Below are 19,999 nucleotides of genomic sequence, written 5' to 3'. Positions count from 1 at the left end.
TTTTGGGCGGGGGTGTCCTTCGAATTCCCGAGCATTGCGAGACCTGGGATGGTGTACGGTGAAATGGTCTGCGAGATCCAACTTGAAGGCTCAGATGACCGTTGCACATCTCCATTCTCAGAACTCATCGGGTCCGCAGCATTTTCCCGTCGAAGCGTCAGCGAAGCCGGCTGGCGACAATTCGTTCAATGTAGCCGCGCATGGGTTGCGCGGCATTGCTTCTCTTATGGTCTTCTTCGCTCACCTCCTGGGCGGCACGGCGGAGCACGTCTACGCCTCCAATTCGGCCTATGTCGACCGCATTACGCCCTTCTGGAATTTCGGCACCTTCGGAGTCTGCCTTTTCTTCGTAATCAGTGGCTTCGTCATCCTGCCCAGTGCGATACGCTATAGTCCCGCTCAGTTTGCTGCCCGACGGTTCCTGCGCCTCTACCCTCTGTTTTTCGCGCTAAGCCTGCTTTTCATCTTGCTGAACGCAACCACCAACTTTTATCCCGAAACCAACAATCTCACAGCGGTTCTGGCAGGACTGACATTCCTGAACCTTGCAACCCATACCGAGCAATTGACGCCGAACGCGTGGAGCCTGACCTTCGAGGTCTGGTTCTATGTGTTTACGGCAGCGTTCGTTTTCCTGACGGTTCGTCGCCCAACCAGACTCGGCACAATTGCGCTCGGTCTTCTCGCGGCGCTCTTTATCGCCCGGTACCCGATCGCCTTGTATTTTCTTGCCGGCGGGCTGATCCGCCTTGCCTACGACCGATTTGAATGGGTAAACCGGGGCCGCCATCGGCTTGCCGAGAGCGGGGCGCTGGCAGCTTGCGTCTTTCTCGCCAGCCGCGGCCATTACGACTATCACTGGTCCGATTTCCAAAATGCCGAGCTTCCCTTGCTCATGGTCGCGACGGGGCTCTACTTCTGCCTTGCAGTGTCGCGGAACAGCTTGACGGCACTACTCCTTGGCAATCGGCTGCTTCGATACTTCGGAACGGTGAGCTACAGCCTGTATCTGGTGCATCCCTACACGTATCTTCTGACACGCTCGCTGTTTTCCCGCGCCCATCTTTTTTCCGGCAATGTTGTCCTATCGATGAGCGCCTTCATTTTGGCGGCGGCGGCGATCACCTGGGTGCTGACGCATTTCGCGAACCGAACGCTTGAGCTGTGGCCCTATGAGTTTGTCTATCATCAGAAGATCTATCGCTCGGCCTCGCAGCCAAGCGCGATGCGGCTTTGGCTGGCGTCAAATGCCAAACGTGCGGCATGGCTAAGGGGGTAGGATCGCCGTTGCGCGGCGGCCTGCGGCTTTTGAGGCGGATAGATAGCAGACTGGTCGTAACCATTGTTGTTAGGCTGCAAGCAGGGATGAGGACGAAATGCATCCATTTGTCATCGACGCCAAGCCTCAACCTATTTCAATTGATCCCGCTGACGCCGCCGTACTCGTCGTGGACATGCAGAATGACTTCGGCTCCAACGGTGGAATGTTCGACAGAGCCGGAATCGATATCTCCGGGATTCAACGGGCTGTAGGCCCTACTGCCAGCGTAATAGCTGCCGCTCGCGAATTGAGCATGCCCATCGTCTACCTGAAGATGGGATATCATCGCGACCTCTCGGACCTTGGAACGTCGGACGCCCCCAACCGTATTCGACATCTCCAGATCTTCGGGGTGGGCGCGAACATGACAGCCCCGGATGGCAGCGAGAGCCGGATTCTGATCCGCGACACCTGGGGAACAGAGGTCGTCAACGGCCTCAAGCCACAGGCAGGGGATGTCGTCCTCTATAAAACGCGATTCAGCGGTTTCTACGAAACCGAACTCGATTCTGTTCTGAAATCCGCAGGCGTCAAACACCTCATCGTGACAGGATGCACGACCAGCGTGTGTGTGGAATCGACAATTCGGGATGCCTTCTTCAGGGACTATCGCTGCATACTGCTGACGGATTGCACCAGCGAGCCCATCGCTTGGGACGCCCCAAGGAGCAATCATGATGCCTCGATCACGCTCGTTCAGATACTCTTTGGATGGACATCGACGTCCGACCAATTCCTGAAGTCGGTCGCAGAGCGAGTTCACGGTCGTCTTGAACTAGCCGAATGAGCAGGCGAAGCTGCCTATCAGTCGCCTTGGAGCACCGCGGCTGCCGCTCAGGGCCAGCGTAGATCAAGCCCAAACACAACCGACGTCCCGACCACTCTCGAAAGGTGCCCCGACGCATCGCCTACGATTTAGTCGTCCGACTTTGCCACAAGATCGGCGATACGGGATACATCAGGCACGTAAAGCTCTTTGGCGTGGCGCAGCACGAGTCCGATGTTTTGCAGGTAGCTCAACTCGCGTGCCACCGCCTCGCGGTGGGTGCCAATGCGGTGGGCCAGATCCGTATGGGTCGGGATAGGAGAAATCCTCGCCGAACCGTCGGCTCCGATGTCTTCAGCGCATAAGCGCAGCAACTCCTTATGCACCCGGGACCGAACGTTGAGCGTCGAAAGCTCAACGATGTGCTCGACAAGCACCTGCTGACGTTCCACCAACAATTGTACAACCGCATGCAGGGCTTCAGGATCCTGCTTGACTATGTCCAGAAAGGCACGACTGCCGATCGAAGCGATAGTGCATGGTCCCGCCGCTTCGACCGAATATGGCATCTGGATGTCGCCGCTCAAGGCAATTCCGTTAACAAGCGAGCCACGATGCGCAGGGGGGAGCGACACAATCTTGCCATTGCGGGTATAAACGAGCGCTCGAAGCTCGCCCTCGAGCAGAAAAAAAAGCCGGTCGACACTTTCGCCGGCCGGGACCAGGACGTCCCCTTCATTGAGATGCAACCAACGACAGCGGCGGTCTATCTCGATCAGCGTGGACGACTTAACATTGCTGAAATGCTCGATATTTTTCAAATCCGGCCCGTGCATATGGTTGGCATCAGCTACGGAGGTGATCTCCCCGTCAGTCTGCGGGCCTGGATATCGAACGGGCGGTTGTTTCATCCTGGGTAGCGCCCCCTTGCAAAGGTTCGCAGCCGCTTCCGTTGCGGCTGCTCCCCAAACTCAAGCAAATCACATCTACTAAAACGGTCCGTCAAGAACCATTACTCGTTGAGTGAGGCGGCACCCATATTTCAATTCCGTATGGCAATCCCTTCATACGGCGTTGTGTTGAGTATGTAGGCGACTTCGGTACGGTTTCTCGCACGAAGTTTTTTCATGACATTCCGAATGTGTACCTTGACCGTACTTTCACACATGTTGAGCTCGTACGCGATGACCTTGTTCGCCTTTCCTCGACGCAATGCCTCGATGACAGACATCTGACGCGAGGTAAAAGTGTTGTCTCCGTGCGGCTGCTGCTTGGTCGCGGACTGACCGTCGGTGACGGCGCGTCCTGAATGAAAGAGAACACTGGGCGGGACGAAAGTTCCGCCCGCCGCGACAAGCTGGATGGCCTTGGCGGCCACCTGCAACCTGACGCTGGTGGGAATATAGCCACGCGCGCCGTTTTCGACCACTTTGAGAATGTCCTCAAAGTTCTCGATATCCGATAGGATGACCACCCCTACCTCGGGCCTGGTCGCTTTCAGATGGCCTATCTGGGAAAGATGATAGTCCGCCTGGGAGTTCGACCACATCACACACATCAGGACCGTCGAAACTCTCTGCGTTTCTTCGGGATCCGCCATGTCGAACGCTTCGACCGACGCGTAATGCTGGATATGAAATGATGGCTCAATGATTTCGAGGCTTCTGCTGAAGCAGTCACACATCAAAGGCCGGCCATCGATGATTGCAATCTCGATTCCCTCTCCCGAGGACGGTGAGAGACGATTGACGTCGAGAATAGATGGATATTGATCAAGATCAGTTTTGTCCGTCCGATCATTCGCAGGCAAAAAACTTGTCATGACTCACCCCCGCGCAAATCTCGCCCCAACGGAGATTTCGCTTTTAAACCCATACCTTAACACTTTAGTAATAGCTTGTGGACCGGAGGTGGTGGTGTGACAAAACGCACAGCGCGGCCAAAATTTCGGTTTCCTCAAGCAATCAAAGTGAAAAAGTCGTGATTGCAGTATTATAGTTGGCTTCGAAGTCCATGCGCTTACCAATAGGGGGTAGCTACGGAAGTAGCGGTCATCCAGAATCGTTACGACAAAGAGCTGAACAGGGGTGGCTATGTGAGCCGTTGGTCAGACCTTCGCTCAAAACGCGCACACTTTCTCGGCAAAGCGTAAAATTACATTCAGGAGCCGGCATATTCCATATGGCGGACCTGCGGCATGAGACGTCGCAGCCTGCTCCCTTTCCTCGTCGATTGACCGCTTTGGCGAAGGTGGAGGCGAGCTTATTCGAGGCTTTGCCGCAAGTGCTGGCCCAGTCTGATAGCGAGCGCGACAATGGTGAGGGTGGGCATGTCGTTGCCTCCGGTCGGGAAGACCGAGCTGCCGGCGACGAACAGATTTGCGAGGCCGTGCACCTGGCACGAACTATCAACCACGCCGGTTCGCGGGTCGTCGCTCATCCTCGTCGTGCCCATGTGGTGTCGAACCCAGTGATATGGAATGTCTCGCTCCCCCGCCGGGTTTTTGTCCTGGCCTGGATGAATGGCGCTTCTATGCCCCAGCCGCTTCATCTCTTCAGTGATGATCGCCTGGACACGCTCAAGCGTCCGTCGGACGAGAGGCCCCACGTTCCATTGCAGCTTCACACGGGGCAGACTGAACTCGTCGAGCCTTGTATCGAGCGTGACGCGGCTTGCCGGATCCGGTTCTTGTTCCAGTATCGTGTCAAAATGAAAATGCCTTGCACGCCGACGTGAGTGCCAGATCCGTTCGAAACCTGCCGATATTGCTCCCGCCGGATGCATCAGGATAGTTCGGCCGCATTTGATAAGGTCGCGATGCAGCCGGCCTCTCCGCAGCCAGAAGGTAAGATACTGCAAAGCTTCGGAACCATCCATATGATTGACGCAAGGCCCAGGCTTGATCCATGTGCGGGAATCGAGGAGGCGCTCGCTTGCACGTATTTCGGGCCGCAGCGCCAGTCCGAATGCATCATTGGTGCCGCGGTTTTCAGGCGACAATCCGGTCGTGCGGGTCCAAGGCACGTGGAGGTCTATCATGTTGTCGGGCTGGCTGACTTGCAAGCTTCCCCATTTTACCCGGGGATGCTCCATGAAATAGCGGCCAACCAGGTCATACTGGTTTCCTATGCCATTCGGCGCCTGTCGGTTTGAAACAAGGAGCAGGCGCGCGTTTTCGATACCGCCGCAGGCCAGCACGAAAAATCGCGCAGCAATCTGGAATCGTTTGTTCGGCGTTCTCGCTACCTCGATGGAGCGAACCCGCCTTCCGCAGTCGTCGGTGTCGAGCCGCAGCGCCGTGGCATGCAGCACGACCTGGACGTTTTTTGCGTCCTGAAGCTTCTTGCGAAGCGTTGCTCCGATATCCGGAGTGGGACTGAGAAAGCAGCGTTCCGAAAAGAGCGGCCCGTTTTCAGGCATGACCGCGGAAGTCGGCCAATCGGTCAGCAGGTCGTCGATTCCGAGCAGGCGGGCTGCGGTCTCATAATGGGGTAGTAATGATTTATGGGCGACGGGCCAACCACTCAGGGGTATCCAGGGCCGGTGCTCGAAATCGCCATGGTCCAACATCTTGCACCATCCGCCCCAACCAGCCTTGCCTGTGCTCCCGCCGAACTGACGAAGGCGGCAAAGATCAAGAGCTTCGTAAGGTTGACCCACGGACAGCCCGCGCGACAGCCGTTGGCGCCAGTGCTCGTACGTCATGCCACCGCTTTCGATGACGCATATGCGATGCCGCGTGCCTTCTAGTTGTGATGCTATCGCCAGGCCGGCGGCACCCGCTCCCACGATGCACACATCCGCCTCCAGGCGCATGCCTTGCGGAAAGGCGTTGCAATCTTCAATCATGGCGTCGATCGGGCATGGTGTCGATCGGGACCAGCAATTGCACGCCTGTGAGAGCGTGGCCATTTGCGCCTTGCCCCCAGCCCCATTTGGCTGTTGGTCCCGCTGGCATCGGGCGGGCACGTCAAACTTGTGATCCGAAGAAAACAAATGTCACGATACGAGCAACGGCGCGAGGACTGCCGGAGCCTCGCCCTGTGCTCCATTCGGTTAGCCTCTGGAAGTTCGGCCACTGGCATTCCGTTGTCCAAGCCTGATCCTCTTGGCTGCCTCCGAGCGCAACGCAGTTAAATTTGGCGCCACAATCGGATAATCCGGCGGCAAGCCCCATTTCTGGCGATATTGCGCTGGCGTCATGCCGATGGATGTCAGATACCGCTTCAAGGATTTCATGCGGCGCCCGTCCTCCAGGTTGACGATGAAGTCAGGGGTCACCGACTTGCGGATCGGCACGGCTGGAACAGGTTTCGGTTCGGGCTGGTGATCGCCCACGGCAAGCTTTTGCAAAGCACGGCCGACATTCTGGATCAGGTCAACCAGATCGGAAGGCGACGTCCGGTTTTTCCTGACATAGGCCGAAACAATATCAGCGGTTAGCTCAATGTGGTCGGCGGGGTCAGAGTCCATGAGTCCGCTCATTGCCTGAAGAAGGCTATCTTCCGTGGCCGAGGCGCGGAGCACGTTCTGCATCGCTCATTGAAGGATTGCCCACCGTCACAGGAGAATGCTCCTGATGCCCCGCTCCTTGCATGGCCCAATGCCATCCCCAGGTGCCGTTTGTGTCAATTGTCCCTTGGCGGCAGTCGATCCATCCAAAAGTGGTACCGCTTGCCAATCCCGATCCCGTGATGGCAGCGGCGAAACCGGCAACACCGGCGGCACAGCTAAGCCGGCAAGACCTCACTGATCCGATGCCGGTGCGCACATGTCGCGTACCGGTATCGACCGTCAAATCGATATCCAGCGCCGCCTCGCTGCGACGGCTCGACTTATTCGCGACGGCTCGACTTGTTCAAGGCTGTCGTGTCTGGAGCTTCATGGCGCGCTTGAAGTCACGATTGTCCACGCGGCCGGCGCAAGACATGTCCAGGCCCGTAAGCCTTGAACAATGCTTGCGCCTTGTACTGTGCATGGGCGCTTGGACCTGAGCGGCGCGGCTTGACGAACCGCTCTTTCTACCACTCCGAGCCGGTATAGCCCGCAGCTTCCTTCCACAATGCGAGTGCGATGCTTGGCGAGCGGCCTTTCACTTCAATGTCTTTGCCGCGGTACTTTCCAGCCGCAATCCACACTGTCTTTGAACGCTGATAGATGTTGATGTCGAGGGCGCTGGCTAGAGCTTCCCAGTCCCTGCGTCTCGAAAAATCCATCCGACCCCCATCTCTCCATAATGTGGAGCAGTAACGAACATGGCGGATGAGAGTTCCCAGATCGTGAGGACCTCGGACGACCCGGTCTTTGTCCGGAATCGGCAAAACGGCGAGATGAAAGAAGCCACTGAAGCACTCAGTGAGATTGTCAAAAGAATGTGTTTGATCGTGATAAGCCTCCAAAAGAGGGCATTGCTTATCCCGTGGAGATGGATAGTTTTTCCCGAAAAATATCGCGTATATCTCGATTAATTCTTTGCACTCTTTAAATGATATGGGACTCTGCGTGTATGTACCTATTATACAAAGAGAACCCTCACACGCTGATCTTCGTCTTGGCCCCGAACTGCAGACTGGCCATCAATGGATCGGCATGCGGGTAAGGGAAACGTAACGGCTGAAGCATGCAAAGCTTACGTGATACAAATTGTTGTGAACGCCCGTCCTCCTAAAATGGGTCTACATTCTTGGATGCGCGCGCATAGGTGAGGTCTTTGGCATGGGGCCGTTATCGCGAAGGACGTTTGCACAGGGAACGGTTCTGGGCCTGTTACACTGGCTTGGCTTTACCAACCCTGGCAAAGCGGCCACTCAATCTTCAGCTGGCGTAACGCTTATCGCCCGCGGCAGACCTGCGGCAACGCTCGTTACTTCGGATCAGCCGAGTGGCTCTGTTCACTACGCCGCCACGGAACTCGGCTGGCACATAAAAAAAGCGACCGGCATCCAACCTGCCATCACAACTGAAAACCATGTCTCGCCGGCTGGCCTGCGTAACGCCGCCCATATTTTTCTGGGCGACACCCGGTTCGCCCGGGCAGCCGGAATCACATTCGGCGCATTGGCGCGTGAAACCTGTATCATCCGAACCGTCGGCAACCATCTGTGCATCGCCGGCCTCGATCATCCCGGCAGTGCACTCGACCAAAACACGTCCGCGGGCACCCTCTTCGGCGTGTACGAGCTCCTTGATCGCTATTTCGGTGTCCGATGGCTATGGCCAGGTGAACTGGGAACGTTTGTCCCAAAGGCACAGTCCTTGGTGATCCCCGCGCTTGATTACGTCGTTACGCCCCGGTTCATGCAGCGTCGCGTGCGCGCTGGAGCTGGCTTCACGAGCGAAGAACATCCCGAAATGGGTTTCACCGCAGCAGCGGCGAAAGAATATATGAAAGCCCAGGCCACGTTCCTGCGTCGCCACCGAATGGGCCGCAGAGTACCCACGAACTACGGTCACGCTTTCGTCGACTGGTGGCAGCGGTATGGCACCGAGCATCCCGAATGGTTTCAATTGGTCAGAGGCAAACGGGGCCCGGTGAGGCTGGGCGCTCGCTTCTCGATGTGCATTTCCAATCCGGGCTTGCGAGAAGAGATCGTCTCGCAATGGCGTGAGCATCGGAGCGCCTCTGCGGGACAGCCAACTTTCGTCAATGCGGTCGAGAACGACATCCCGGGGCAGTGCGAGTGCGAAATATGCAAAGCGCTGGATGGCCCAGAGCCGCCTGACTATCGAAAGTTCATTCCGTCGAAGTCGAAGATCGCCAGCAAGCCTTTCGTATCGGACCGCTATGCGCGTTCCTGGCAAGCCATTCAGCGGATAGCCGCGAAAGACGACCCTAACGCGGTCGTGGTGGGATACGCCTATATGAATTACTTCGCGGCACCGACATCGGGAATCAAGTTGAACCCGAATATCCTGATCGGGTTTTGCCCATCGGCCTGGTACTATCCACGCAGCGGCGAAGAGCAGGACTGGATAAAAGACCAGTGGCGCGGATGGGCGGCAACGACTGCCCAGGTGTTCATGCGCACCAACTATTTCCTGGATGGCTACTGCATGCCGCACATATTCGCCGGCCAGTTCGCCGACGAGTTTCAGAACGCGGCGCGAAACGGGATGGTCGGAACCGATTTTGACTCGCTGACAGGCCATTGGGCGACGCAAGGTCCAAATCTCTATTTGTTGATGCGCCTGCAGACACATCCTGAGACTGCCGTGGAGTCATTGTTGTCGGAATATTATTCAGCCTTCGGACCTGCGGCCGACGACGTCAAAAGCTATTTTGATTATTGGCAGGCGTATACTTCGAACGCTCGCGCCCAGCTGCGGGAGGGGTTCGAGGCTCTTGGAGCATCTCGTTGGCGAAGCTGGGCGAAGGCGGCGCACGCTGTCTATCCAGAGGAGAGTTTCGCGCCGGCGGAAGCCTTGCTTGACAGGGCGGCAGCCTCCGCAATCCAAGATCCGGAAGCCTCGATGCGGGTGAAGTTTCTTGAGCTGGGATTGCAGCATGCGAAGCTGTGCTCGCGAGCGGCCAGCAAGCTCACGCTCGGCGATCCGCAATCCGCCTATGAGCGCGGAAAGCCGGAACTGGAAGCGTTGCTGCAATTTCGGCGATCATATGAGCATATGTGGATATCTAACATGAATCACTGCGCGTGGGTAGAGAGCCAGAGTTGGATCCTCCCGGGCTTTGCGATTCAATCTCCGGACCTTGATCCGGAATGATCCATCTATTTTGAAAGAAGGTTTGCGGGAAGCTAGCTGGCCGAGCCGCACGATATCGCGCCCTGGCCAGCTAGGGAGAGGTGGTCGGCGTTGTGCCAGGCACTGCCGACTGTGCTCGGTGCAGTTGCGGGAGCGCTTCTGTCCATGAACGGGGGGACTGCGTCAAGACAGGCGACAGACGCGACAATCACCTCGCAATTTTTCCTCAATCGCCGGAGAGGACACGTCGTGCTGCGCGGAAGTCGGTGCCTGGCTCTGGTTTCCCGATGTGAGGCCGAGACTTGCCGGACTGCATTTTTCCTGTCGGCTTTGAGCTGTGTTAACGTTGCCCTTGAACCGGTGGATCGGACCGAGGGGACTAGGGTCCGAAACCCGATTTTCATCCTGTTTGGCTGACACCTCCCATTGTTTTGGGAGTTGTGAACCACCTGGGCATTTCGCGATTCGAAGGCGAACCGTCAACCGCGCACTAAAGTATTGTTAGGCCCAGGTACTTCCCACCTCCCTTTATAGAACACGGGAAGTCTGTAACCTATGACTGCAAATTGTAAGCTGACAGTTTGGGGCTACTCCGTTCGGATACCGTGTGTTGCCGACGGCAAGGGCCGCGGCACCGATGGCAGCGGCAATGGCCATGCTCAACCGGCGCGTTCATCGGATCCCCGGTACCCAAGGTCAACGTCACAAGAGTCCGCAAAGTGTAGCCAGGAACATGGAACAACCGCTCTCAGCAGCAGTTGTCCGGTTCAGGAGGCAATATGAGCGCGACGATCGAGTTCTTTCGAACCTGGCTGCAGGAGAATGTCGGAAACCTGGCGACCGACACGCAAGTCAGCGTCGCGGTGTTGGCCCAGCAATTCGAGCAGGATGCGGACGCCGCAGGATACGGGCGCGAGGTTCGCGAAGAAGATATCGGCAACATAGAGGACGCCATCCAGCAGGCCCTCGACAAGGCGAACGCAGCCAACGGCCGGCAACCAGTTCCGGAGGAAGATGGCTCGCTTACGCCGATTATCCAAGGTCTTGAGGCTGCGGAGCCTGAACACTCAGCGTCTGCCGCCGGTGACGGCCGTAAGGAAGGAAGCTGACGAGCGCGTACAGCCGAATACCGGATCGTTAGTCCGGCGTATCGGGCTGGGTCGATCAGCGAGGGAAGTCGCGCACAGGATGATCTTCTTCACGAGCGATACTCATTTCAACGACCCACGCATCCTGCGAATTGATCGGCGGCCGTTCGGCTCGCTGGCAACGCATGACGCGGCGCTGATGAGCCTCTGGAACGAGACCGTCGGCTCGGACGACGAGATCTGGCATCTGGGTGATTTTGCCCGCCCGAAGGCCGGCATCGAAAACATCCTGTCGCAGCTCAACGGGCGCAAGCACCTGATCATCGGCAACAATGACGGAAGCGATGCAACGCTCGCATCTGGCTGGGCCAGCATCCAGCACTATGCGGAACTGGTGGTGGACGGTACCCTCCTCGTCCTGTGCCACTATCCGTTTCGGACCTGGAATCAGATGGGCAAGGGATCGGTGAATTTGCACGGCCATTCGCATGGCAAGCTGAAGCCGCTTACTCGCCAGCGTGATGTCGGCGTTGACGTGTGGAATTTCCGGCCGGTTTCCCTGCCGATCCTGCTCAGCAAGCACAACCGTCGATCAGGCTGAGCGTGGCCCGTCGCCACTGACCGGCAGTCGTCCTTTATACAGTTCTGGATGTGCTTCGCTCAGCATCAAAGCCGGACAAGAATGAAGATCGATCACGATTTTCCGTTACAGGAACAACAAGGACGGCGCTCCGTTGGGAAAGTGATCGCAACAAGCGATTTAACCAATGGAGGCACTTATGATGAAAACGATCTTGGTCGCATCCGCCCTGTCCTTAGCGCTCGCCACATCCGCCCTGGCCCAAACGAGCGGCTCGGGCAATGCCGGCGGTACCGCGGGCGGCGGCATGAACAACAGCGGCACGAGCGTCAACGGCTCCGGCAGCACCACGGGGACCGTCACAACTGATCCGAATGCGACGAACTCGACCACGACAACACCAAACGGCATGAATGACCGTTGCAAGGACACTGCGGGCAATGACGTCGACACCAATACCGCCAGCGGCACTGCCACCTCGCCGTCCCAAAATTGCAACAAATAGTTCCGCCAGCAGAATTCAGCTCAGGCCCGGCGATGACCCGGGCCTGAGACGTCATCCCTAATCGCAAGGCTGCGCCTATCGAAAGACAGAGTTCATGACCGCTATAGCGTCTTGGAGCACCAAGTCTTGAGCCTCTCAGTCGCACGCGATCGGCAGCGGTTTCGTCTTGCCGGTCAATCTGGCTCCCAGCGTCAGGCTGTTCGGGAAACCGCTCACGAACGTGTTCATCGCGGCAGCGGACATGGGATGGGAGGCAAGGCGTGCCAACAAGGCAGCCACGCGAATGCGGGTTGCAAATTGGCTGTTCCAGCCCTTGGAATAGCGGCGTCCAACAGCAATCCTTGCCGCTCGGTCCCAACGGGCGAACCTAGCCAGTTCATTGGCCAACAACCAGCCTGACTGCAAGGCCATCGAGATCCCTTCAGCGATGATGGGATGGGACTCACCGGCGAGGTTGCCCACCCGAAATATGTCGTTGGCAAAACATGGGCGTATGCCAGGCCGTATGGGACCTGCGGCGAGCCATTCGCCATCGAGCGTGGCATTCACGATCGTGGAGGCGACACGGGGACACGAAGCAAGGATATGCGCATGAACAGCTTGGGCTGCCGACGAGGCGTTGCCTTTTTTGCGTAGCCTGATCAAGGCGTCGCGGCGTATGCAGCACGACAGCGACATCCTGTTCCGGTCGGCCCAGACCATGCCGCCATAGCCGCCCGGAAATGCCAGCAGGGGCATGAGGTCGCGGTCGAGCTCAGCGCCGGTGAAATGAGCCTTGAATCCGAAAAGATCGTGCGGCGCGTTGGTTTTCGGCAGGTTCGTCGGAAGCCTTCCTTGTTCCCACGAGCCATGCGCGGCAATAACGACCGGCGCAACGAGAACTCCCTGATCGTGCTTGCTTTCGATCCGAACCATAGCGTTGTCACCATCGGTGGTGATCTCCGCCGCCCGCCAAGGCTGGAACACGTCGGCTCCGGCATCGCGAGCCGCATCCAAAAGCATGCCATCCAGAACGTCGCGCCCGAGCGCGCGTCCAAATGCATCTCCCGCGGCCCGCGGCATGCCCGCATCCGTGCCGGGACCCGATGCAAAAAGTGCAACCCGCTTGACCTCCGGACCGGCTTTGGCGCGAACCGCGGCGCCTCCGCCCAATCTATCCAATAGATCCAGATTGACCGCGGACATGTATTCCCCGCAAACTTTGCGGCGCGGGAATTCACTTCGCTCGACGATGGCAACGGCGCGCCCCTGGCCGCTCAAAGCCAAGGCCACCGAAGAACCACTTGGCCCGGCGCCTATGACGATGGCGTCGTACATCATGGCAAACCTTCCGAAGCGCGGTCGACGGCAAGGAAGGCATGGGTAAACGGTCCAATTCTGCGTTCTGCACACTGGCGCCTGAAATCCGGGGGCCATAAGCTGGAAAGCTCATGACCCGCAAAACCGGCGCGGACGCTTGCCGGCGCATCGTGCAAAGTCACCTCGTTCGCGCCAATGATATGCAGAAGCGAGCAGGCTCTTAAGGCAATGGCGTTTCGGCTCGGCTCGGTGGCGAGAAACACTGGCGCCAGAGGGCGAATCGCCAAAAACAGGCGTTTCAGGGCTGCGTCCGGAAAATGGTGCAGAAACAAGTTGGCCGATACCACATCGAAGGCGCCTGCTCGGGGGCTTTCGATCCATTCGAAGACATCATCGATGATGATTTCGACCCGCCAACCAAGTGCATAGAAATCAGCGAACCGCCTGTCCGAAATGAGGTTGAACTGGTCAAGCATGACCAGGTCGACATCTGTCCAGCGCCGGGCGAGGCGCTTTGCGACGGAAAGCATGAATGCTCCATCGCCGGAACCAATTTCCAAAAATCTGGTCGGGCTTTTGCGCACGCTTGCCTTCAACAGGCTGGCCATGATCGCGCTCTGAAACATCAGTGCGTTTATCCAGGCGAGATCACGCCGCGAACCGACGGCCCTTGGATCGTCGGGAGGCAAATTGTCGAGCAGTTCCCGCTCGATCCGACGATGGTCGAGATCATTGACCATTCAGGTATCGCCGGCTGTGTGGAACATCATCGTCTCGGTCGTCAGGCCAGGTCCGAATGCCATGGCACAACCCACACGGTCTTCCTTTGTGGCCTCGCGCAGCATTCGCTCGAGTACGAACATGACGGTAGCAGAGGACATGTTTCCGTTTTCACGAAGGACCTCGCGGGAGGTCGACAACGCATCGGAACGGAGATTCAGCGCGCGCTCCACTGCGTCGAGAACGGAGCGGCCGCCCGGGTGGACGGCCCAAAGGTCGACGTCTGAAACGCTCCTGTTTCCCAGAATGCTGCCTATGTCTGTGCCGAGTGCATGGTGGATTGCGGCGGGAACCTCTCCCGACAACACCATGTCGAAACCGTCGTCGTGTATGTTCCAGGTCATGAGGTCGCGGCTGCCGCCATCGACGAGCGCGTGAAAACTATCCAGTCCTATGCCAAAAGGACTGGCGCTTACCGACGCAGCCGAGCAGCCATCGCCCCACAGGCAGAACGAGAGCAGCTTTTCAAGGTCGGAGGTCTCCTTGAGGTGAAGCGTACAGAGTTCGATGCTGACCACCAGAACCCGGGCCTCGGGTTCCGACCGGATGATGTGTCGTGCCTGCTTGAGTGCGTTGATCGCTGCATAGCAACCCATGAAGCCGAGGATTGTGCGCTCGATGGAGGTCGGCAGGTTGCACCGGGCAATTATTTCCAGATCCAGGCCGGGGGCGGAAAACCCCGTGCAGGTGGTGACGATCAAATGTGTGATACGGCTCCTGTCCTGACCATGAAGGAGCTTCTCCACGGCCTGTTCAGCCAGAGCGGGCGCTGTGGCCGCGAACATCTCCATGCGCTTTGCCGTGCCTGGAAACGCGCCGCGTTTGAAAACACCCTCCAAATCGACACTTGGGCCTTCAGGATCATCGGCGGGCGCAAAGCACGAATAACGATGCTCTATTCCGCATCTGTCCGCCATGCGATCAAAGATCGCCCGGCGACGGGGATTTGCCGTCAACTGGGAACCGGCAAATTGAAGAAAGAAGCGGTGAACGCCATTCTCCGGAACGGCTGCCGCAATCCGGTTGATGAAAGCTTGAGCGGGCATCTTTTCCTCGGCCTACAGCTTTAGGCTGGTGTACCGCGGGCGGTGACTACGAACCCGACCGGGTCGGGACCAGCCCCTGAGAGGTGGTAAACACTCTCATAAACGTTCGGGACAGATGAAAGCTTCCCTCGTCCTCGACGATTTCCAAGGTGCCGGCCAATGGCGGCACCAAGCGCAATTGGAGGCTTCCTCGCTGTCGGCGGCGCAGGCGGGCGAGCGTCGAATGTGGCACCGTACCGCAACGGATGCCGCATTCGCATCAGGATGGATGGCATCGCGGCCGCCATATAGCCAGACGAGTCATCCATTCCTTGACCGGCCAAGGCCTGGCCAGTCGACCGCGATCTCGGGTGGACCGGCGGCTTCCCCGGACCACCAGGGGTATTGTTTAAGGCGGCCTAGCCATCATGGCGGCGGGGACAAACCGCTGTCGAATGGCGGTGCGCGGAGATACCCTATTTGCCGTTTTTGGCCCCGCCGATCTCCTTGTCCCACTTCTCGAACATGGCAACCAGCGGTTTGGCGTCGAGCGGCGGTTCGATCGGGTTGTCGGCGATCATCGCGGCATATTCGGGCCGGCCGAAACGCTTGATCGTGTCCTGGCTGTCCTGCGGCGCCATCTCTATCGGCACGTCCCTGATCGACGGGCCGGGGTACATGTAGCCGTGATCGTACATGAATGCCTGCTGCTCGGGCTCAAGGATGAAGGCGATCAGTTGCAGGAGAACGCCGAGCTTTTCGTCGGAAACGCCCTTTGGGATAGCCACATAGTTGGCGTCGCTGACCCAGTGGAAGCCCTTCAGGGTCGCAATCTTGTAGTCTTCGGGAACGATGCCGAGATAGCGCGGATTGATGTCCCATCCGGTGGTCGTGACGATGATGTCGCGCGTGCCGTCACCCAGTTCCTTCATGGTGACGGTCGTGCCGGAGGGATAATAGTCGATGCAGTCGTTCAGTTCCTTGAGATAGGCCCAGGTCTTCTCCCAGCCGTCGATAGGATCCAGCGGATCCTTGTCGCCGAGCAGGTAGGGAAGGCCCATGACGAAGGTTCGGCCGGGGCCGGAATTCGCCGGGCGCGCATACATGAACTTTCCCGGATGCGCCTTGCACCAGGCAAGCAACTCTTCAGCGGTCCCAGGAAGGTCCTTGACCCGATCCGGCGCATATTCCAGGAGCGGGCCTGACGGATACCAGCTATCGACGAAGGCTTGGCCCTTCGCCATCTGCTGCATGGCATAGGCGCCCGGTAGGTAGCGCTCGTCGAGCTTGGGGAACATATCGGCGTAGTCGGGCAGGATCTGGGTCCACAATCCCTGGTCGATGCCCGCGGCAAGGGCGTCGTTACCGGTGAGCACGAAATCGATGTCCAACCGGCCTGCCGCCTGCTGGGCCTTGAGCTTGGCGGCAAGTTCGGGCGCGGGCGCCTGCGTGTAAACGAACTTCGAAATCAGTTCCGGATGGGTCTCGGCGAACTTTTCAAGCGCCCGCTGGCTGAGTTGCAGGTCGCCGGCAACGTCGACCACATTGATGACCAGCGGTTCCTTCGGCTTCGGGAACTCCTTGGCAAGCACGAAAACCGGCCTTGCCGCCGCGGCAACGCCAGCACCCAGGATCGTTAGAAGGGCATTGCGTCGGGTTGTCATTGGTGTCTCCTCCCTTTCTAGGTTGCGTGGACGGTTATTCGCCCACGGTGTCCGGCACTTCGCGAAGCAGAGCAGCCGATTGCGGATCGAGAAACAGGTGGCAGTCGGCATGCCTGCGCAAGATACCGGCCGGCACCATCGGCGAGATCGGCGCTTCGACCGTGTCGCGCACCGCCTCGGCCTTGCGGCGGTCCGGCACCGCCAGCACGATCAGACCGCTTTTCATGATCTGGTTGACGGTCATGGAGATCGCCCTGTGCGGGACGTCTTCCAGCGTCGGAAACCAGCCTTCGCCGAACTGCTGGCGGCGGCAGCGGTCGTCCAGCGTTACCAGGTGGAACGGTGCGGTCGTCTCGAAGTCCGCGGGCGGATCGTTGAAGGCGAGGTGGCCGTTCTCGCCGATGCCCGCGAAGGTCACATCGATGGGGTGACGCGCAATCAACGCATTGATGCGCGCCACCTCGGCACCTGGATCCGGCACGTCCCCGTCGATGAAATGAAAGGCCCCGAACGACGGCAGCAACGCGGTGAAGCGCTCCTTGAGATAGCGCCGAAAACTGGCCGGATGCGTATCCGGCATGGCGACATATTCATCGAGGTGAAAGCCGGTGACGCGCGACCAGTCGATGTCATCCCGCTCCACCAGCGCGGCAAGTACCTCGAACTGGCTGGCTCCGGTGGCGACGACGATATTGGCCGCGCCGCGCGCCTCGATCGCGGCGCGGATCGACTGCGCCCCCAGTTCAGCGGCAGCGGCGCCCAGCAGCTTTTTGTCCGGTTTCACGTAAATTCGCATGATCACTCCGTGGTTGTAAGTCGATCGAGCCCCGCCGTGGCTCGCTGCGAGCACGGGGCCTGGGTTGTCGCCCTGATGACGAATTCGGTGACGAGATTGATGCGCTTGTGAGCGAGCGGCTTGCCTTGCAGCATAGCGACGAGAAGCTCGACCGCCTGCCTGCCGGCCTCCGCGCAATGGGTTGCGATGGACGTCAGGGGCGGGAAAAGGGTCGGCGCCAGTATGCCGTCGCAGCCGATCACGCTGTAGTCGCCCGGCACCGACAGGCCGCGCGCGGCAAGCCCGGCCATGATGCCTTGCGCCATGACATCGTCGAATGCGAGTACGGCGGTCGCGGCCGTCAGGACGAGTTCATCGACGCAGGCCTGGCCGGCCTCGAAGCTTGGCCGCGAGGTCGGAACCCGTACAATCTCAACCCCAAGCTCGGCGGCCCTCCTGGTCACGGTGCCGTAGCGCTGGCTGTTCGACCAGGAGAATGCCGGCCCGGAAACATAGGCGATCGATCTATGGCCCAGCGAAACCAGATGCTCCAGCGCCTGCCCATAGCTTGGCCCGCTATCGACCAGAAGCCGTACCATGCCGGGAATGTCGCGGTTGACGAGGACGCAAGGCCGCCTCCGCGCATGTTCAAGGATCTGTTTCGTGTGCAGGCGCGAAGAGGCGATGATGAAACCTTCTACCTGCGCCGACAGCTTGGTCAGGAGAATGTCTTCCACTTCCGGCGTCTCGTCAGAATCGCCGATAAATGTCGCATAGCCACAGTCGCGGGCCGTCGCCTGCCCCCCACGCATCAACGCCGCGAAGAACGGGTTGGTGATGTCGGGCACGATCAGCGCGATATTGCCCATCCGGCCGGTGCTTAGTGCGCGCGCGGCATGGTTGGGGACATAGCCGAGTCTTGCGGCGACCGAGTGAACCCGCGCGACCGTCTCGCGACTGAGAAGCTCCGGCCGGCTGAAAGCACGCGAAACCGTAGCCGAAGAGACGTTGGCTGCGTCCGCCACCTCGCTCAGCGTCGGTGCTGAAGATGAATTGTTCCGCCTTCGGTCAGGCATGCGCGCCCCTAATGCAAGCGCTTGCATGAAAGCGCTTGCACGAAGTCGTGTCAAGGATTGATTGGCCTAGAACAGGTCGGATAATCGGACTGTCCCCCGAGGCAGTCCTCCACAGGCGGAAACCGACCTAATGCCGATCGACGTCAGGGATAGGGCAGGATCGGCGCAGGCGGACCGAAGCCGCGCCGATCACGGTAGGCATTGCCGCGCTGTCAACCCTTCGACTGGAGCGCGTGGATCACGCCGCGCAGTTCCGCCAGACCGCGCAGGCGACCTATCGCCGGATAGCCGGGATTCACCGTTTTTGTGAGATCATCCAGCATGCGGTGGCCGTGGTCGGAGCGGAAGACGATGGTGTCGTGCGGTTCCCGTTTGCCGTCTTCGGCCAACAATTCGCGCAGTACCGCAACCATGTCCACGTCGCCGTCCAGATGCGCCGCTTCATGGAAGGTGCGGCCATCGCCTTCGCGCTTGGTCGCCCGCAAATGTGCGAAGGGGATGCGCGACGCGAAGTGCTTCGCCATCGCCGGAAGATCGTTGTCGGCGCGCACGCCAAGGCTTCCGGTGCAAAAGCACATGCCGACGGCCGGCGACGGAACTGCCTCGAAGAGCGCGTTGTAGTCGGCGGCGGTCGAGGCCACCCGCGGCAGACCAAAGAGCGAGCGGGGCGGATCGTCCGGATGCAGCGCAAGCCGGACGCCGCTGCTCTCTGCGGCGGGCGCGATCGCCGCCAGGAATTCGGTGAGATGGTGGCGCAGCCGGGCGGCATCGATGCCCGCATAACGCGCCAGCCGGTCGCGAAACTGCGGGACCGTCAACGGCTCCGTGGTCGAGCCCGGCAGCGCACTGGCGATGTTGGCGACGAGGGTCGCGGCCTCCTCTTCGCTCATCGCCTCGAAAACAGCTTTCGCCCGCTCGCGGTCCTCGTTCGAATAATCGGCTTCGGCTCCCCTGCGCTGCAGGATGTGGAGGTCGAAGGCTGCAAACCGGTCCTGGTCGAAACGCATCGCGGTCGCGCCGCTTGGCAGTTCGTAATCGAGATCGGTGCGGGTCCAGTCCACCAGGGGCATGAAATTGAAACAGATGATATGGATGCCGTTGGCCGCAACCGCTTCCATGCTGGCGATCCAGGCCTCGATCTCGGCTTTCGCCTCGCCGCCGTGACGCTTGACAGCGTCGGGGACCGGTATGCTTTCAACGACCGACCAGACAAGCGGCGAGCGGTCGGACGGCGTATCCTCGATCATCGCCTTGCGCGTCGCCACCTCCGCCTTCGTCCAGGCACGCCCGATCGGGACTTCGTGCAACGCCGATACGATATCGGTGGCGCCGGCCTGACGCACGGCATCGAGCGGAACCCCCGCATCCGGCCCAAACCATCTCCATGCCTCGCGCATTCGTCATTTCTCCAACTATTTC

At 59.2% G+C, this 19,999-nt stretch carries 18 protein-coding genes; 6 read left to right on the top strand and 12 right to left on the bottom strand.

Features of this window, described 5'->3' with window-relative positions; all coding sequences use genetic code 11:
- The first annotated feature begins 94 nt into the window (after positions 1 to 94).
- Positions 95 to 1,279 (top strand): acyltransferase, encoded by a 1,185-nt coding sequence (locus FJ867_RS24010; protein WP_140818776.1) that lies wholly within the window; start codon positions 95 to 97, stop codon positions 1,277 to 1,279.
- Positions 1,280 to 1,376: 97 nt separating this feature from the next.
- Positions 1,377 to 2,108 (top strand): cysteine hydrolase, encoded by a 732-nt coding sequence (locus FJ867_RS24005; protein WP_140498451.1) that lies wholly within the window; start codon positions 1,377 to 1,379, stop codon positions 2,106 to 2,108.
- A 128-nt stretch (positions 2,109 to 2,236) separates the two neighbouring features.
- Here FJ867_RS24005 and FJ867_RS24000 read toward each other — a convergent pair whose 3' ends face one another.
- From FJ867_RS24000 to FJ867_RS23980, 5 genes are all read right to left on the bottom strand, one after another.
- Complete coding sequence (locus FJ867_RS24000) at positions 2,237 to 2,998, bottom strand: Crp/Fnr family transcriptional regulator (RefSeq protein ID WP_140498452.1); 762 nt, start codon at positions 2,996 to 2,998, stop codon at positions 2,237 to 2,239.
- Between the two features lie 131 nt (positions 2,999 to 3,129).
- Positions 3,130 to 3,909, bottom strand: a complete 780-nt coding sequence (locus FJ867_RS23995) for a response regulator transcription factor (protein WP_140498453.1) — start codon at positions 3,907 to 3,909, stop codon at positions 3,130 to 3,132.
- A gap of 440 nt (positions 3,910 to 4,349) precedes the next feature.
- Positions 4,350 to 5,936 carry a GMC family oxidoreductase gene (locus FJ867_RS23990; RefSeq protein WP_181168430.1) on the bottom strand — a complete coding sequence of 529 codons (1,587 nt, stop codon included), beginning with the start codon at positions 5,934 to 5,936 and terminating at the stop codon, positions 4,350 to 4,352.
- Between the two features lie 207 nt (positions 5,937 to 6,143).
- A complete protein-coding gene (locus tag FJ867_RS23985) occupies positions 6,144 to 6,623 on the bottom strand; it encodes a MucR family transcriptional regulator (RefSeq protein ID WP_318012505.1) in 480 nt (159 codons plus the stop codon).
- A gap of 485 nt (positions 6,624 to 7,108) precedes the next feature.
- Entirely contained in the window at positions 7,109 to 7,303 is a 195-nt protein-coding gene (locus tag FJ867_RS23980) for a hypothetical protein (RefSeq protein WP_140498455.1), read from the bottom strand.
- A 499-nt stretch (positions 7,304 to 7,802) separates the two neighbouring features.
- Between FJ867_RS23980 and FJ867_RS23975 the strand changes: the two genes are divergently transcribed.
- The 4 genes from FJ867_RS23975 to FJ867_RS23960 all read left to right on the top strand — a co-directional run bounded on the left by FJ867_RS23975 (position 7,803) and on the right by FJ867_RS23960 (position 11,961).
- Entirely contained in the window at positions 7,803 to 9,809 is a 2,007-nt protein-coding gene (locus tag FJ867_RS23975; RefSeq protein ID WP_140625471.1) for a DUF4838 domain-containing protein, read from the top strand.
- 758 nt (positions 9,810 to 10,567) lie between these two features.
- Positions 10,568 to 10,897, top strand: coding sequence for a DUF768 domain-containing protein (locus tag FJ867_RS23970; protein WP_140658147.1), 330 nt, complete (start codon positions 10,568 to 10,570; stop codon positions 10,895 to 10,897).
- Positions 10,898 to 10,976: 79 nt separating this feature from the next.
- Positions 10,977 to 11,477 carry a metallophosphoesterase family protein gene (locus FJ867_RS23965; protein WP_140498549.1) on the top strand — a complete coding sequence of 167 codons (501 nt, stop codon included), beginning with the start codon at positions 10,977 to 10,979 and terminating at the stop codon, positions 11,475 to 11,477.
- A 178-nt stretch (positions 11,478 to 11,655) separates the two neighbouring features.
- Positions 11,656 to 11,961: a hypothetical protein gene (locus tag FJ867_RS23960; RefSeq protein ID WP_140498458.1), complete on the top strand. Its 306-nt coding sequence runs from the start codon at positions 11,656 to 11,658 to the stop codon at positions 11,959 to 11,961.
- A 135-nt stretch (positions 11,962 to 12,096) separates the two neighbouring features.
- On the opposite strand, the gene FJ867_RS23955 is transcribed toward FJ867_RS23960, so the two are convergent.
- The 7 genes from FJ867_RS23955 to uxuA form a co-directional block, all read right to left on the bottom strand.
- Positions 12,097 to 13,281: an FAD-dependent monooxygenase gene (locus FJ867_RS23955; protein WP_140672073.1), complete on the bottom strand. Its 1,185-nt coding sequence runs from the start codon at positions 13,279 to 13,281 to the stop codon at positions 12,097 to 12,099.
- On the bottom strand, positions 13,278 to 14,000 hold the full coding sequence (locus FJ867_RS23950; protein WP_140672075.1) for a class I SAM-dependent methyltransferase: 723 nt from the start codon (positions 13,998 to 14,000) through the stop codon (positions 13,278 to 13,280). Before FJ867_RS23950 ends, FJ867_RS23955 begins: the two co-directional genes overlap by 4 nt.
- Positions 14,001 to 15,086 (bottom strand): type III polyketide synthase, encoded by a 1,086-nt coding sequence (locus FJ867_RS23945; RefSeq protein WP_140513489.1) that lies wholly within the window; start codon positions 15,084 to 15,086, stop codon positions 14,001 to 14,003.
- Between the two features lie 455 nt (positions 15,087 to 15,541).
- A complete protein-coding gene (locus tag FJ867_RS23940; protein WP_140672076.1) occupies positions 15,542 to 16,729 on the bottom strand; it encodes an extracellular solute-binding protein in 1,188 nt (395 codons plus the stop codon).
- A 34-nt stretch (positions 16,730 to 16,763) separates the two neighbouring features.
- The gene (locus tag FJ867_RS23935; protein WP_140672078.1) at positions 16,764 to 17,525 is read right to left on the bottom strand and encodes a glucosamine-6-phosphate deaminase; all 762 of its coding nucleotides are present in this window, start codon (positions 17,523 to 17,525) and stop codon (positions 16,764 to 16,766) included.
- Positions 17,526 to 17,527: 2 nt separating this feature from the next.
- Positions 17,528 to 18,580 (bottom strand): LacI family DNA-binding transcriptional regulator, encoded by a 1,053-nt coding sequence (locus FJ867_RS23930; RefSeq protein ID WP_140650349.1) that lies wholly within the window; start codon positions 18,578 to 18,580, stop codon positions 17,528 to 17,530.
- Between the two features lie 212 nt (positions 18,581 to 18,792).
- Positions 18,793 to 19,977, bottom strand: a complete 1,185-nt coding sequence (uxuA, locus tag FJ867_RS23925) for a mannonate dehydratase (protein ID WP_140625465.1) — start codon at positions 19,975 to 19,977, stop codon at positions 18,793 to 18,795.
- Positions 19,978 to 19,999: the final 22 nt, after the last annotated feature.

It is taken from the genome of Mesorhizobium sp. B2-5-3 (genome assembly GCF_006441005.1).
In the GTDB taxonomy this organism is placed as follows: domain Bacteria; phylum Pseudomonadota; class Alphaproteobacteria; order Rhizobiales; family Rhizobiaceae; genus Mesorhizobium.
The sequence above is the reverse complement of the archived record's forward strand: the minus strand, read 5'-3'. Positions and strand labels throughout refer to the sequence as shown.